This is a genomic window from Litchfieldella rifensis, from assembly GCF_042646605.1.
GTDB classification, from domain to species: Bacteria; Pseudomonadota; Gammaproteobacteria; order Pseudomonadales; family Halomonadaceae; genus Litchfieldella; species Litchfieldella rifensis.
The window spans coordinates 95702-109899 of record NZ_JBHRUG010000037.1 but is presented as its reverse complement, the minus strand read 5'-3'; the positions used below and the strand labels follow the sequence as shown (position 1 = coordinate 109899).

General features: G+C 66.1%; 13 protein-coding genes. 10 read left to right on the top strand and 3 right to left on the bottom strand.

Annotated elements, in window-relative coordinates:
• Window positions 1-39: 39 nt before the first annotated feature.
• Window positions 40-1980 (top strand): ABC-F family ATP-binding cassette domain-containing protein, encoded by a 1941-nt coding sequence (locus ACFOEV_RS18815; protein WP_386776433.1) that lies wholly within the window; start codon window positions 40-42, stop codon window positions 1978-1980.
• Between the two features lie 139 nt (window positions 1981-2119).
• On the opposite strand, the gene dtd is transcribed toward ACFOEV_RS18815, so the two are convergent.
• The 3 genes from dtd to thiD all read right to left on the bottom strand — a co-directional run bounded on the left by dtd (window position 2120) and on the right by thiD (window position 4390).
• The gene (gene dtd, locus ACFOEV_RS18810) at window positions 2120-2557 is read right to left on the bottom strand and encodes a D-aminoacyl-tRNA deacylase (protein ID WP_386776432.1); all 438 of its coding nucleotides are present in this window, start codon (window positions 2555-2557) and stop codon (window positions 2120-2122) included.
• Window positions 2558-2621: 64 nt separating this feature from the next.
• Window positions 2622-3467, bottom strand: coding sequence for a universal stress protein (locus tag ACFOEV_RS18805; RefSeq protein ID WP_386776431.1), 846 nt, complete (start codon window positions 3465-3467; stop codon window positions 2622-2624).
• Window positions 3468-3577: 110 nt separating this feature from the next.
• Window positions 3578-4390 (bottom strand): bifunctional hydroxymethylpyrimidine kinase/phosphomethylpyrimidine kinase, encoded by an 813-nt coding sequence (thiD, locus tag ACFOEV_RS18800; RefSeq protein ID WP_386776430.1) that lies wholly within the window; start codon window positions 4388-4390, stop codon window positions 3578-3580.
• A 63-nt stretch (window positions 4391-4453) separates the two neighbouring features.
• Here thiD and ACFOEV_RS18795 point away from each other — a divergent pair, with 63 nt between their 5' ends.
• The 9 genes from ACFOEV_RS18795 (at window position 4454) to nuoI (ending at window position 14189) form a co-directional block, all read left to right on the top strand.
• Window positions 4454-4888: a YqaA family protein gene (locus ACFOEV_RS18795; protein ID WP_386776429.1), complete on the top strand. Its 435-nt coding sequence runs from the start codon at window positions 4454-4456 to the stop codon at window positions 4886-4888.
• A 127-nt stretch (window positions 4889-5015) separates the two neighbouring features.
• Complete coding sequence (gene ndhC / locus ACFOEV_RS18790; protein ID WP_386776428.1) at window positions 5016-5423, top strand: NADH-quinone oxidoreductase subunit A; 408 nt, start codon at window positions 5016-5018, stop codon at window positions 5421-5423.
• Between the two features lie 47 nt (window positions 5424-5470).
• Window positions 5471-6163, top strand: coding sequence for a NuoB/complex I 20 kDa subunit family protein (locus ACFOEV_RS18785; protein ID WP_386776427.1), 693 nt, complete (start codon window positions 5471-5473; stop codon window positions 6161-6163).
• 48 nt (window positions 6164-6211) lie between these two features.
• Complete coding sequence (nuoC, locus tag ACFOEV_RS18780) at window positions 6212-8002, top strand: NADH-quinone oxidoreductase subunit C/D (protein WP_386776426.1); 1791 nt, start codon at window positions 6212-6214, stop codon at window positions 8000-8002.
• A gap of 1 nt (window position 8003) precedes the next feature.
• Entirely contained in the window at window positions 8004-8516 is a 513-nt protein-coding gene (gene nuoE, locus ACFOEV_RS18775; RefSeq protein WP_386776425.1) for an NADH-quinone oxidoreductase subunit NuoE, read from the top strand.
• Window positions 8513-9907 carry an NADH-quinone oxidoreductase subunit NuoF gene (gene nuoF / locus ACFOEV_RS18770; protein ID WP_386776424.1) on the top strand — a complete coding sequence of 465 codons (1395 nt, stop codon included), beginning with the start codon at window positions 8513-8515 and terminating at the stop codon, window positions 9905-9907. Before nuoE ends, nuoF begins: the two co-directional genes overlap by 4 nt.
• Window positions 9908-9911: 4 nt before the next feature.
• Window positions 9912-12653, top strand: coding sequence for an NADH-quinone oxidoreductase subunit NuoG (nuoG, locus tag ACFOEV_RS18765; RefSeq protein ID WP_386776423.1), 2742 nt, complete (start codon window positions 9912-9914; stop codon window positions 12651-12653).
• Complete coding sequence (nuoH, locus tag ACFOEV_RS18760; RefSeq protein WP_386776422.1) at window positions 12650-13636, top strand: NADH-quinone oxidoreductase subunit NuoH; 987 nt, start codon at window positions 12650-12652, stop codon at window positions 13634-13636. The genes nuoG and nuoH overlap by 4 nt, the downstream gene beginning before the upstream one ends.
• 13 nt (window positions 13637-13649) lie before the next feature.
• Complete coding sequence (gene nuoI, locus ACFOEV_RS18755) at window positions 13650-14189, top strand: NADH-quinone oxidoreductase subunit NuoI (protein ID WP_386776421.1); 540 nt, start codon at window positions 13650-13652, stop codon at window positions 14187-14189.
• Window positions 14190-14198: the final 9 nt, after the last annotated feature.

The window sequence follows — 14198 nt, the reverse complement described above, 5'->3', positions numbered from 1 at the left end:
GCGCGATGGCGCGAAACTTCTGTCACTCCGGAGTCAGGCATGATCGCACTGCGTCAACTCAGTCTGCAACGCGGCACTCAGCGGCTGATCGAGGCAGCCGACCTGACGCTGCACGCTGGCCACAAGGCGGGCATCGTCGGCCCCAACGGTGCCGGCAAATCGAGTCTTTTCAAGCTGCTGCTCGGCGAACTCGCCCCGGATCAGGGGCAGGTGGAGATGTCCGGTGGCCAGCGCATCGCCCACATGGACCAGGAGGTAGCCGCGCTGGAGCGCGCCATCGTCGACTATGTGCTCGACGGTGACCGGGCCCTGCGCGACACCGAGCGTGCGCTGCTGGAAGCCCAGGCCAGCGGCAACGCCCATCGCGAGGCCGAACTGCACGGGTGCATCGAGGCGCTCGACGGTTACAGTGCGCAGGCGCGGGCGGCGCAGCTTCTGGTCGGGCTGGGGTTCACCCAGGCCGATCTCGAGCGGCCGCTGTCGGACTTCTCCGGTGGCTGGCGCATGCGTGTCAACCTGGCGCGCACCCTGTTCATGCCCTCCGATGTACTGCTGCTCGACGAGCCCACCAACCACCTGGATCTCGATGCCCTGCTGTGGCTGGAACAGTGGCTGATCCGCTATCCGGGCACCCTGCTGCTGATCTCCCACGATCGCGATTTCCTCGACGCGGTGTGCGACCATATCGTGCACTTCGATCGTGGCCGGCTGGTGACTTACCGCGGTAACTATACGGCCTTCGAGCGTGCTCGCGCCGAGAAGCTGGCCCAGCAGCAGGCCGAGGCCGTCAAGCAGCAGGCCCGGCGTGAGGAGATCGAGCGCTTCGTGGCGCGCTTTCGTGCCAAGGCGACCAAGGCGCGCCAGGCGCAGAGCCGGCTGAAGATGCTCGAGCGCATGGAAACCATCGCCGTGGCCCATGTCGACTCGCCGTTTCATTTCACGCTGCCGGCCGCCGACAAGACCTCGAATCCGCTGCTGGTACTCGACGAGGCGCGCCTCGGCTATCGTGGCGAGCAAGGCGAGATCGTCCAGCTCGACGACGTCAAACTGACCCTGTTGCCCGGGCAACGCATCGGCCTGCTGGGGCCCAACGGCGCCGGCAAGTCGACGCTGATCAAGTCGCTGACCGGCGAACTGCCGCTGTTGGCCGGCAAGCGGGTGCCCGGGGAGAACCTGGCGATCGGCTACTTCGCCCAGCATCAGGTGGAGGGACTGGAGCTGACGGCGACGCCGTTCCTGCATGTCCAGCGTCTGTCGCCGACGGCCAGCGAACAGGAGATTCGCAACTTCCTCGGTGGCTTCGGCTTTCACGGCGACGACGTCTTTGGCACGGTGGGGCGCTTTTCCGGCGGCGAGAAGGCCCGCTTGGCGCTGGCGTTGGTTGCCTGGCAGAAACCCAACCTGCTGCTGCTCGACGAGCCCACCAACCACCTGGATCTGGAGATGCGCGAGGCGTTGACCGAGGCGCTGGCCGGTTTCGAGGGCACGGTGATCATCGTCTCCCACGACAGGCACTTGCTGCGGGCGACGGTCGATGAGTTCTGGCGCGTCGCCGATCATCGCGTGGCACCCTTCGACGGTGACCTCGACGATTATCGTGCCTGGCTCAAGGCACGCCTGGAAGGCGAACGCCGCGAGGCACGCCAGGACAAGGTCCAGCGCCAGGAAGCGGGGAGCGGTTCCCGAGAGGATCGCAAGGCAGTCCGGCGTGCCGCCGCCGAACTGCGCGACAAGCTGCGCCCGCTGAAGCGTGATCGTGACCGCGCCGAGGCCGAGATGACCAGGGTCGAAGCGGCGCTGGAGGAGGTGGAGACGTGCCTGGGCGATGCCGAGCTCTACACCGACCCGTCGCGCAAGGACGAGCTGACTGCGGCGCTGGCCCGCCAGGGCGAACTCAAGTCGCGCCTCGCGACGCTCGAACAGCAGTGGCTGGCCGCCGAGGAAGCGCTGGAAAGCATGGAAGCGGAACTAGGGGAGTGAAGCCTGGCGGCAGTGGCCACGAGACTGGGTCAATAGCCGGAAGCTTGAAGCCGGAAGAAAACCCTTGAGGGCATTGGGGCAGAGGCAAACTTGGCTTCGAGCTTCGAGCTTCGAGCTTCGAGCTTCGAGCTTCGAGCTTTCAGCTTTCCAGCAGAAAGGTCACCGGGCCGTCGTTGACCAGCGAGATCTGCATGTTGGCGGCGAATTCGCCGCTGGCCACGTGCGGCCAGGCGTGGCGGGCGCGTTCGACGAGATAGTGGAACAGACGCTCGCCCTCGGCAGGAGGTGCGGCGCTGGAGAAACTGGGCCGTAGCCCCTTGCGGGTATCGGCGGCCAGGGTGAACTGCGAGACCAGCAGCAAGCCGCCGTTGACCTGTTGCAGGTCGAGATTCATCTTGTCGGCAGCGTCGCCGAACACGCGGTAATGCAGCAGCTTGTGCAGCAGCTTGTCGGCGCGCGCCTCGTTATCGCCTTTTTCCACCCCGACCAGCGCCAGCAGTCCCTGGTCGATGGCGCCGACGGTGCGTTCCTCGACCTCGACGCTGGCCCGTTTCACTCGTTGAATCAATGCGCGCATGATGCTCTCGTCCCGACGATGAACCAGGCCGAGAAGGTAACATGAAGCAGGCGAGGCGGGACCCTTACCAGGCGCGACACACCATGATGTCGCAGTGGGGTTCGGCCAGTAGACGCTCGGTGAGTTGCCCCTGGCGCCCCAGTTGCCCGCGACTGCCGAGGGCCAGCAGGTCCGGCGGCTGACGGCGCAGACGGTTCATCAGCACCTCCAGGGGATCGCCCTGTTCGAGCTCCAGGCTGAGTTCGGGGACGTCCTCGAAGTCGGCCATCATCTGCTCGATCTCGCGTTCGAGCTGGGTACGCAGGCGCCCGACTTCGCGGTCCCGCCAGCGGGCGTAGTCGCTGTCCGAGCCGAGCTCGCGTTCGCCGGGGATATCCCAGGCATGCAACAGGGTCAGCCTGGCCTCGGGGAAGCGTTTGAGCGTCTCGCGCAGGGTGTGACGGCAGGCCAACGAGAAGTCCACCGGCACCAGGATGTCGTTCCAGTCCTGCGTGGCCAGATGGCTGACCGAGAGCACCGGACAGGGCGCGCCGCGTAGCACCCGCGCCAGGGTGGTGCCGCCCACCAGGTCTGGCTGGCCGCGCTTGCGATGGGCGCCGAGCACGATCAGGTCGACCTCGCGTTCGTGAGCCTCGCGAATGATCTCGGCGTAGGGAGCGCCGGCCACGGTCTGGATCAGCGAGGCAGGGGACGACAGGGCGTAATCCTCGCGGATATCGGTCATCATGCTTTCCATTTCGGCCACCACTGCCTGCTCCAGGTCCTGCAGGGCTTGGCGCGGTAGGTGAGGATCGAGCACGTGCACCACGTCCAGGCGCGCACCGCTCTCGTTGGCCAGGCGGATGGCGCGTGCGAAGGCCGCGCGGTTCTCGGCGGACAGATCGCAAGCGAACAGCAGGGTCTTGGTCATGGCATCTCCCTCCTTGCACCGCAAGCCCGGAGGCATCGGAATCGCGGTCAGGCAGCCTACAGCATGGTGTCCCCCGGGGAGTCCTGCAAGGTGGATCTATGGCGGGTCGGCTACCACCAGGCATGGAAATGATGCACCGGGCCATGCCCTTGTCCCACCTCGAGCCGGGCACTGGCTTCCAGGGCCGCATTCAGCCAGCGCTTGGCCTGGTCCACGGCAGCGGGAAGGTCGTCGTGGCGTGCCAGGCAGGCGGCGATCGCCGAGGACAGCGAGCAACCGGTGCCATGCAGGTTGTGCGTGGCGATGCGCGGACCGTCCAGCCAGTGAGCCTGCCCGGCGCTGATCAGCAGGTCCGGGCAGCGCTCGGCGTGCAGATGCCCGCCCTTGAGCAGCACGTGGTCGGCGCCCAGCGCGGCCAGTGCCGGGAGCAGAGCCTCCATGGCCTCGGGGCTGTCGGGCGTCGTGGTGTCGAGCAGTACCGCCGCTTCCGGCAGGTTGGGGGTGACCAGATCAGCCAGCGGCACCAGGATATCGCGTACCGCACGGATCCCGGCATCGTCGACCAGAATATCGCCGCTCTTGGCGACCATCACCGGATCGAGCACGATCCAGCGTGGGCGGTGCCTCTCCAGGGCCTCGCGGATCACCTCGGCCACCTCGCGACTGGCGACCATGCCGATCTTGACGGCATCGATGGCCACGTCGTCGAACAACGTCTCGAGCTGGGCGGCGATGAATTCGGCGGGCACCGGGTGGACACCGGTCACGCCACGGGTGTTCTGGGCGGTCAGGGCGGTGATCACGCTGGTACCATAGGCTCCCAGCGCCGAGAACGCCTTGAGGTCGGCCTGGATGCCGGCGCCGCCGCTGGGGTCGGAGCCGGCGATGGTCAGGGCATTGGGAATGGATCGGGAGGTGGTCATCGCTGTCACGTCATGGTGGTTCGGGAATGCCCCTAGCCTACTGCAGGTGAGGGGGCCGCGGCCATGTTGAGCCTGCTCGTGGTGGCGCTGATCAGCGCCACGCTACTGCCGGGGGGCTCGGAGGTATGGCTGGCCCGACTATGGTGCCTCGGCGAGCCGGTGCCGATGCTGTGGCTGGTGGCGACCGCCGGCAATACCCTGGGTAGCCTGGTCAACGTGGGGCTGGGGCGCTATGCGCGCCACTTCCAGGATCGACGCTGGTTCCCGGCCTCGCGTCAGGGGTTGGCGCGGGCCGAACACTGGTATCGCCGCTTCGGCGAGTGGAGCCTGCTGCTGTCCTGGGTACCGTTGATCGGCGACCCGCTCACCGTCCTGGCCGGGGTATTACGGCTGCCCTGGTGGCGAGCCATCGTGCTGATCACCCTGGCCAAGGGCATGCGCTATGGGGTGGTGCTCTATCTGGCGAACGCCTGGCTGCTGCCTCTGTGCCAGGCATGATGCCGCCGCTTCTGACAAATCCCCGCGGATCTCCTACGCTCAAGATTAGTCGTCTCTGTCGGAAGCCTGCAGACGACGCCAGGCGAGACGCCTCGCCAGGCTTGGGCCGATGGTTGACGAGGAATGCATGCACCAGAACGCCACCGCATTGATAGCACAGTACTGGGCGATGGGCTTGTTCGTGCTTGGCGTCATCGCACTGTGCGTCTTCATGATCGGGGTCGCCAGCCTGCTGGGTGGACAGAGCCGGGGGCGCAGCAAGCTGCTGCCGTTCGAATCCGGCGTGGTCGGTGCCGGCAGCGCGCGGCAGCGCTTCTCCGTCAAGTTCTACCTGGTCGCGATGTTGTTCGTGATCTTCGATATCGAGGCCGTGTTCCTGTTCGGCTGGGCTGTCGCGGTACGTGAAGTGGGCTGGACTGGCTTCTGGGGAGCGGCGGTCTTCATCTTCATCCTGCTCGCCGGTCTGATCTACGATAGTCGTGTCGGTGCCCTGGATTGGGCGCCCCAGCGCAAGCGCCGCGCTGGCGATACCTGATGAGTTAGCGCAACGAGACGTGACATGTACCGTACTGGAGGAGTCGCATGCCTTACACCCTGACGCGTGCCGACGACGCCATGGCGGCCGATGCCGCGACGAAGGAATCCCGCTATCCCCTCGAGGAGCGGCGGCGCGTCGACGACCCGATGAGGCAGCAGCTTCACCGCAACATCTTTACCGGCAAGCTCGAGGACGTGCTCAATAGCGTGGTCAACTGGGGACGCAAGAATTCGTTGTGGCCCTATAACTTCGGCCTGTCGTGCTGCTACGTGGAGATGACCACGGCATTCACCTCACCGCACGATATCGCCCGCTTCGGTTCGGAGGTGATCCGCGCCTCGCCGCGACAGGCCGATGTCATGGTCATCTCCGGCACCTGCTTCATCAAGATGGCACCGGTGATCCAGCAGCTCTACGACCAGATGCTCGAGCCCAAGTGGGTGATCTCGATGGGCTCCTGCGCCAATTCCGGCGGCATGTACGACATCTACTCGGTGGTGCAGGGCGTCGACAAGTTCCTGCCGGTGGATGTCTACGTGCCGGGTTGTCCGCCGCGTCCGGAGGCTTTCCTCGAAGGCTTGCTCCTGTTGCAGGACGCGATCCAGGAAGAGCGCCGGCCGTTGTCCTGGGTGGTCGGGGATCAGGGCGTCTATCACGCCGAGATGCCGTCGCGGCGCGAGACACTCAGAGAGCGGCGTATCCACGCCACCGAACTGCGCTCACCTGATGGCATCTAGATCCGGGACGCATGTCGTGTTGTCTTGCATCGTCAAGCGGGGGATGGAATGCCACCGATAAGCCAGGCCACGTCGACAGCCGGATCGTCCCGCGATGCCTCGGAGGACCCGATTGCCGTGGCCCTCTCGCAGCGCTTCGGCGAACACGCCGTGCAGGAACAGGTCACCCTGACCGGGATGCCGGTCGTATGGGTCGCACGTCATATCCTCATCGAGGCACTGGCATTCCTGCATGACATGCCCGAGCCCTTCGAGATGCTCTACGACTTGTCGGCGATCGACGAGCGTCTGCGGCAGCACCGTCGGGGTCAGCCCGAGGCCGACTTCACGGTCTTCTATCACCTCCTGTCGGTCGTGCGGAATCGCGACGTGATGCTCAAGGTCGCGCTCGACGAGCGCGACCTTGAGCTGCCCAGCTGCATCGCCGTGTATCCCAACGCCAACTGGTACGAACGCGAGGTGTGGGACATGTTCGGCATCGACTTTCACGGCCACCCGCATCTCACCCGGATCCTGATGCCGCCGACCTGGAACGGCCATCCGCTGCGCAAGGACTACCCGGCCCGTGCCACCGAATTCGATCCCTACACCCTGACCGTGGAAGGCCAGGAGGAAGAGCAGCAGGCGATGCAGTTCGACCCCGAGGCTTGGGGCATGCGCCGCGAGAGCGACGATGCCGAGTTCATGTTCCTCAATCTCGGCCCCAACCATCCGTCGGTCCATGGCGTCTTTCGCCTGGTACTGCAGCTCGACGGTGAGGAGATCCTCGACTGCGTGCCGGACATCGGCTACCACCACCGCGGCGCCGAGAAGATGGGCGAGCGCCAGTCATGGCACAGCTACATTCCCTATACCGATCGCGTCGACTATACCGGCGGGGTGATGAACAACCTGCCCTATGTGCTGGCGGTGGAAAAACTCGCCGGCATCGAGGTGCCGGCGCGGGTCGAGACCATCCGCGTGATGCTGGCCGAGCTGTTCCGTATCAGCAGCCACCTGCTGTTCCTCGGCACTTACCTGCAGGATCTGGGCGCGATGACGCCGGTCTTCTACACCTTCTCCGACCGCCAGAAGGCCTACGAAGTGATCGAGGCGATCACCGGCTTTCGCATGCACCCGGCCTGGTATCGTATCGGCGGGGTGGCCCAGGACCTGCCCAATGGGTGGGATCGCTTGATGCGGGGCTTCCTCGACTGGATGCCCAGTCGGCTCCGGGAATACGAGCGGGCGATGATGGACAACGCCGTCGTCCGCGATCGCACCCGCGACATCGCCGCCTATACCACCCAGGAGGCGCTTGCCTGGGGCGTCACCGGGCCTTGCCTGCGAGCCACCGGTCTCGATTTCGACCTGCGCAAGAAGCGTCCTTACTCCGGCTATGAGCACTTCGACTTCGAGGTGCCGGTGGGAAGGCATGGCGATGCCTTCGACCGCGGCCAGGTGCGCATCGAGGAGATGCGCCAGAGCCTGCGCATCATCCGGCAGTGCGTCGATCACATGCCCGCCGGCGATTACAAGGCCGATCATCCGCTGACCACGCCACCACCGCGCGAGCGCATGCTCGAGCATATCGAGACGCTGATCACCCACTTCCTTCAGGTCTCCTGGGGGCCGGTGGTGCCGCCCAACGAGTCGCTCGCGATGATCGAAGCCACCAAGGGCATCAACAGCTACTACCTGACCAGTGACGGCAATACCACGAGCTATCGTACCCGGATCCGCACGCCGAGCTTTCCGCACCTGCAGCAGATTCCCGCAGTGATGCGCGGTGGCTTCGTACCGGATCTGATCGCCCACCTGGGCAGCATCGATTTCGTCATGGCGGATGTGGACCGTTGAGATGACAGAACCTGCAGCTACCACCATTGCCACCGACGGTGACGGCTTCGTCCTCGACCCCGAGGACCGCCGTGCCATCGAGCAGGAACGCACCCACTTCGAGCAGCCGCAGGCGGCATGCATCGAGGCGCTGAAGATCGTCCAGCACCGCCATGGCTGGGTACCGGACGGCGCGATCCTGGCCGTTGCCGAGGCCCTGGGCATCGCTCCCGCCGAGGTGGAGGGAGTGGCGACCTTCTACAGTCTGATCTTTCGTCAGCCGGTGGGGCGTCATGTGATCCTGGTCTGCGACAGCAGCTCCTGCTTCCTGAGCGATTACGAGGCGTTGCGCGATGCGCTGTCCGCCCATCTGGGCGTCGGCTTCGGTCAGACCACCGAGGATGGGCGCTTCACCCTGCTGCCGGTGTGCTGCCTGGGCGCCTGCGACCGGGGGCCGGCACTGATGATCGATGACCATACCTACGGCCCTGTCACCCCGCAGGATGTGGTCACCTTGCTGGAGGGCTACCCATGACGGCAAGCCGCTCGGCCCTGCGATATCACTCTCAGCTTCGCCAGGCGGCGAGCGAGCGCCAACCCGAGACGCACCCGCTGACCTGGCGGCTGCGCGACGATGGCGCGGTGATCGACCTCGACGAGTACGTCGCCAAGGACGGCTACGCCGCCGTGCGCCAGGTATTGAGTCACCAGTCGCCGGAGGAGGTGATCGAGACCCTGAAAACGGCCAATGTGCGCGGCCGTGGTGGTGGTGGCTTCTCGGCAGGCGTGAAATGGAGCCTGACGCTCAAGGGCGAGGACCTGCCGCGTGGCTATGTGCTTTGCAATGCCGATGAAATGGAGCCGGGTACCTTCAAGGATCGGCTGCTGCTCGAGCAGCTGCCGCATCTGCTGATCGAGGGCATGATCCTCGGCGGCTACGCCAACAACGCACGCTTCGGCTACATCTTCCTGCGCCGTGAATACGTCGAGGCGGCGCGTGTACTGACTCGGGCACTCGAAGAAGCGCGTGCCGCGGGTTGGCTGGGCCGCGATATCGCCGGTAGCGGCTTCGACTTCGACCTGGCGCTGCATACCGGGGCCGGGCGCTACATCTGCGGCGAGGAGACCGCCCTGATCAACTCGCTGGAGGGGCGGCGCGCCAATCCGCGTAGCAAGCCGCCGTTTCCCGGCCAGTCCGGTGCCTGGGGCAAGCCCAGCGTGGTCAACAACGTCGAGACGCTATGCGCCGTGCCGGCGGTACTGCGTCATGGGGCGCAGTGGTACCAGGATCTCTCCGGCGAGCGCAGCAACGACGGAGGCACCAAGCTCTACGGCATCTCGGGTCGCGTCAAGCGTACCGGGCTATGGGAGCTGCCGATGGGCACCCGCGGTGGAGAACTGCTGGATCGTGCCGGTGGCATGCGCGATGGCTTGAAGCTCAAGGCTTGGCTGCCGGGCGGTGGCAGCACCGGCTTTCTGTTGCCCGAGCACCTCGATCTGGCATTGGATTTCGACACCATCGCCAAGGCCGGAAGTCGCCTGGGCACGGGCCTGCTTACCGTCGTGGCCAACAACCAGAGCATGGTTTCGCTGGTTCGCAACCTGGAGGCCTTCTTCGCCCGCGAATCCTGTGGCTGGTGCACGCCGTGTCGCGATGGCCTGCCATGGGCAGAGAAATTGCTGGGCGCACTGGAGCGCGGCGAGGGTGAGCCGGGCGATATCGAGCTGCTCGAGCGGCTGGCCGCCGACCAGGGGCCGGGCAAGACCTTCTGTGCCCATGCGCCCGGGGCGGCGATGCCGCTGACGTCGGCGATCGAGTATTTTCGTGAGGAGTTTGCGGAGGGCATCGCACCCCCGGGGTGGGACACACGCTTGGATCCGGTGCCTGTCGATGAGAGTCGGGGGGCGGACGAAGGGACGAGGTAACGCCATGGCGACGATACACGTGGACGGCCAGGCCTATGAGGTCGACGAGACGGACAACCTGCTCCAGGCGTGTCTGTCGCTGGGTTTCGATCTGCCCTACTTTTGCTGGCACCCGGCCATGGGCAGCGTCGGTGCCTGCCGCCAATGTGCGGTCAAGCAGTATCACGGCGCCTACGACACCCACGGCGGGTTGGTGATGGCATGCATGGTGCCGGCCGCCGACGATACCCGACTCTCGATCGATGACGAAGAGGCGCGCGAGTTCCGGCGCAGCGTCATCGAGTGGTTGATGGTCAACCATCCGCATGACTGTCCGGTGTGCGAGGAAGGTGGGCATTGTCACCTCCAGGACATGACGGTGATGACCGGCCACGCCCGGCGCCGCTACCGCTTTCACAAGCGCACCCATCGCAACCAGTACCTGGGCCCGTTCATCGGCCACGAGATGAATCGCTGCATCACCTGCTACCGCTGCGTGCGTTTCTATCGCGATTACGCCGGCGGCGAGGATCTCGGCGCGTTCGGCGCCAACGACAACGTCTATTTCGGTCGTCATCGGGAGGGCGTGCTGGAAAGCGAGTTCGCCGGCAACCTGACCGAGGTCTGCCCCACCGGGGTGTTCACCGACCACCCTCATGGCGAGCGCTATACCCGCAAATGGGACATGCAGTTCGCGCCGAGCGTCTGCCACCAGTGCGCGGTGGGCTGCAACACCAGCCCCGGCGAGCGCTACGGCGACATCCGCCGCATCGAGAATCGCTACCATGGCGAGATCAACCGCTTCTTCCTGTGCGACCGCGGGCGCTTCGGTTATGGCTACGTCAACCGCGACGACCGACCGCGCCGACCCGAGTGGCGCCACGCGGTGGGCGAGCCCGGCGTTACTCTGGAGGTCGATGCGGCCCTGGATCGTGGTGCCGATGCCCTGCGCAGCGCACAGCGGGTCCTCGGCATCGGTTCGCCGCGCGCTAGCCTGGAAAGCAACCACCAGTTGCGCGAACTGGTCGGTGAAGACAATTTCTCCACCGGTATCGTCGAGCGCGAGCAGGCCTGCCTGGCACGCATGACCCGGCTCAATCGGGTAAGCGGGCTGGCCACGCCGACGCTGCGCGAGGTCGAAGCGCATGACGCCATCCTGGTGCTCGGCGAGGACCCGATCCAGAGTGCGGCACTGTTGGGGCTGGCGCTGCGCCAGGCGGTGCTGGCCCGGCGCGAGGCTCTGGCCGAGGCACGGGACATCCCGGCCTGGCATGCCAATGCGGTGATGACCCTGGCCCAGGATGCACGCTATCCCTTGTTCATCGCCTACCCCGCCGCCACCGGCCTGGATGGCATCGCCGAGCGCTGCTTGAGGCTGGCGCCGGACGACATCGCCCGCCTGGGTTTCGCCGTGGCTCATGCCATCGACGACACGGCCCCTGCTGTCGACGGGCTAGACGATGTCACGCGCGAGGCGGCCGGGCGCATTGCCGAGGCACTGCTCGCAGCGCAGCGTCCACTGGTGGTCAGCGGTGGGTCGCTGGAGTCTCCGGCGATCCTCGATGCCGCCGGTAACATCGCCCGGGCACTGGCCGGCAGGAAGCGCCGGGGTGGCCTGACCCTGGTGCGCCGTGAAGCCAACAGCACCGGCGTGGAGATGCTCGGCGGTCGTCCCTTGGAGTGGGCGCTCGACAAACTGGCCCACGGCACCGCCGATGCCCTGGTGGTCCTCGAGAACGACCTCTATCAGCGGTTACCCCGCGAACGCGTTGATAGGGCGCTGGACGCCGCGGCGGTGGTGGTGGTGCTCGACCATCAGCGCACCGCGACCTGGGAGCGTGCCCACCTGGGCTTGCCGGCGGCGAGCTTCGCCGAAGGCGACGGCACTTTGGTCAGTCTCGAGGGTCGGGCCCAGCGTTTCTTCCAGGTCTATGAGCCGCGTTATCATCGCCCCGAAGCACGGATTCACGAGAGCTGGCGCTGGTTGCATGCACTGGATACCTGCCTCGCGCGTCACGAGGCCCGCGACGTCACGCTCGATATGGTGACCCGCGATTGCGCGCGCTGTCACCCCGGCTTGGCCGGCATCGTCGACGCTGCCCCCGGTGCCGACTATCGGGTCAGGGGGCTCAAACTGGCTCGCGACCCGCACCGCTATAGCGGCCGCACGGCCATGCGCGCCCATCTCGATGTCAGTGAGCCCCGCCCGCCCCAGGATCCGGACTCACCCTTCGCCTTCTCGATGGAAGGCTATTACGGCTTCGACCGGCCGCGACGCGAGGTGGCTTTCGCCTGGGCGCCGGGCTGGAACTCGCCCCAGGCCTGGAACAAGTTCACCGACGAGGTGGGGGGGCACCTGCGTGCCGGCGACCCGGGCGTCAGGCTGCTGGAACCCGAGCCGAGCGACGCTGGCTATAGCGACGCGATACCCCCGGGCTTCGTGCCGCGCGACGGCGAGTGGCGAGTCGTGGTCCTGGCCCGCTTGTTCGGCGGCGAGGAAACCTCGTCGCGGGCCGCACCGATCGAGGCGCGCGCGGCAGCGCCGACACTGGTGCTGGCAGAGGAGGATGCCCGGCGGCTCGGCGTGGCGGAGGGCGAGTCCCTGGTGCTGGAAACGACGCACGCCCGGCTGGTGCTGCCGCTGGGCGTCGAGTCGACGTTACCCTCGGGGGTGGTCGGCGTGCCGGCAGGACTCGATCCGACGCTGGCCTCGGGAGACTGGGCGCAGCTCTCCGCTGCTGCCGCTGACCGGGAGGATCGTCCATGAGCTTGCTGACGCCGACGGTCGTGACGATTCTCGAGGCGATGCTCCAGGCATTGGCGATCCTGCTCGGCGCGGTGCTGCTGGGGGCGGTCATGACGATAGTCGAGCGCCGCCTGCTGGGGCTGTGGCAGGATCGCTACGGCCCCAATCGCGTCGGGCCCTTCGGCTCGCTGCAACTGGTCGCCGACATGATCAAGATCCTGTTCAAGGAGGACTGGATTCCGCCGTTCGCCGACCGCCCCGTGTTCGTGCTGGCGCCGGCCATCGCCATGGCCGCGTTGCTGCTGTCGTTCATCATCGTGCCGCTCACGCCGTCATGGGGGGTGGCGGACCTGCATATCGGCATACTGTTCTTCCTGGCCATGGCCGGCATCAGCGTCTACGCGGTGCTGTTCGGCGGCTGGGCGAGCGGCAACAAGTACGCCCTGCTGGGCGCCATGCGTGTCTCGGCCCAGACGCTTTCCTACGAAGTGTTCATGGGGCTGGCGCTGATGGGCGTGGTGGCGATGGCCGGCTCGTTCAATATGCGCGAGATCGTCGCCGCCCAACAGGGGATATGGTTCATCGTGCCGCAGTTCTTCGGCTTCTGTACCTTTCTGGTCGCCGCTGTCGCGGTGACCCATCGCGCTCCTCTCGATCAGCCCGAGGCCGAACAGGAGCTGGCCGACGGCTACCATATCGAGTACTCGAGCATGAAGTTCGGCATGTTCTTCATTGGTGAATACATCGGCATCCTGCTGGTCTCGGCGCTGATCGTGACGCTGTTCTTCGGTGGCTGGCTCGGCCCCTGGCTTCCCCCCTTCCTGTGGTTCGCGCTCAAGACCGGTGCCTTCGCGGTGCTGTTCGTGCTGCTGCGCGCCGCGCTGCCGCGACCGCGCTACGACCGCGTGATGCACTTCGGCTGGAAGGTCTGCCTGCCGCTGACCCTGATCAACCTGCTCCTGACCGGCGCAGCGATTCTGCTGATTGCGCCGTCGGGCAACTGACGAGGAGGCAAGGATGTTCAAGTCGCTGCTCTCCGGTACCTGGTCTCAACTGCGCACACTGGGCATGGTGTTCCGGCATGCCTGGCACAAGCGCGAGACGGTCAACTACCCCGACGAGGCGGTCTACCTGCCGCCGCGCTATCGTGGCCGCATCGTGCTGACCCGCGATCCCGACGGTGTGGAGCGCTGCGTGGCCTGCAACCTGTGTGCGGTGGCCTGCCCGGTGGACTGTATCGCGCTGGGAAAGGGCGAAGCGGAGGACGGCCGCTGGTACCCGGAATTCTTCCGCATCAACTTCTCGCGCTGCATCTACTGCGGCATGTGCGAGGAAGCCTGCCCGACCTCGGCGATCCAGCTTACGCCCGATTTCGAGATGAGCGAGTACCGTCGCCAGGAAATGGTCTACGAAAAGCAGGACCTGCTGATCGATGGCCCCGGCAAGGATCACGAGTACCGCTTCTACGCGGTGGCCGGGTTGGCGATCGCCGGCAAGGACAAGGGCCAGGCGAAGGACGAAAAGGCGCCGATCGATGTCAAGACGCTGCTGCCATAGGTGGCCGGT

Coding starts and splice junctions, on each gene's coding strand:
- ACFOEV_RS18805 (WP_386776431.1), bottom strand. CDS start 3,467: ATGACCAAGACCCTGCTGTTCGCTTGCGATCTGTCCGCCGAGAACCGC.
- nuoG (WP_386776423.1), top strand. CDS start 9,912: ATGGCGACGATACACGTGGACGGCCAGGCCTATGAGGTCGACGAGACG.
- nuoC (WP_386776426.1), top strand. CDS start 6,212: ATGCCACCGATAAGCCAGGCCACGTCGACAGCCGGATCGTCCCGCGAT.
- ACFOEV_RS18785 (WP_386776427.1), top strand. CDS start 5,471: ATGCCTTACACCCTGACGCGTGCCGACGACGCCATGGCGGCCGATGCC.
- nuoI (WP_386776421.1), top strand. CDS start 13,650: ATGTTCAAGTCGCTGCTCTCCGGTACCTGGTCTCAACTGCGCACACTG.
- nuoF (WP_386776424.1), top strand. CDS start 8,513: ATGACGGCAAGCCGCTCGGCCCTGCGATATCACTCTCAGCTTCGCCAG.
- ndhC (WP_386776428.1), top strand. CDS start 5,016: ATGCACCAGAACGCCACCGCATTGATAGCACAGTACTGGGCGATGGGC.
- nuoH (WP_386776422.1), top strand. CDS start 12,650: ATGAGCTTGCTGACGCCGACGGTCGTGACGATTCTCGAGGCGATGCTC.
- ACFOEV_RS18815 (WP_386776433.1), top strand. CDS start 40: ATGATCGCACTGCGTCAACTCAGTCTGCAACGCGGCACTCAGCGGCTG.
- dtd (WP_386776432.1), bottom strand. CDS start 2,557: ATGCGCGCATTGATTCAACGAGTGAAACGGGCCAGCGTCGAGGTCGAG.
- ACFOEV_RS18795 (WP_386776429.1), top strand. CDS start 4,454: ATGTTGAGCCTGCTCGTGGTGGCGCTGATCAGCGCCACGCTACTGCCG.
- nuoE (WP_386776425.1), top strand. CDS start 8,004: ATGACAGAACCTGCAGCTACCACCATTGCCACCGACGGTGACGGCTTC.
- thiD (WP_386776430.1), bottom strand. CDS start 4,390: ATGACCACCTCCCGATCCATTCCCAATGCCCTGACCATCGCCGGCTCC.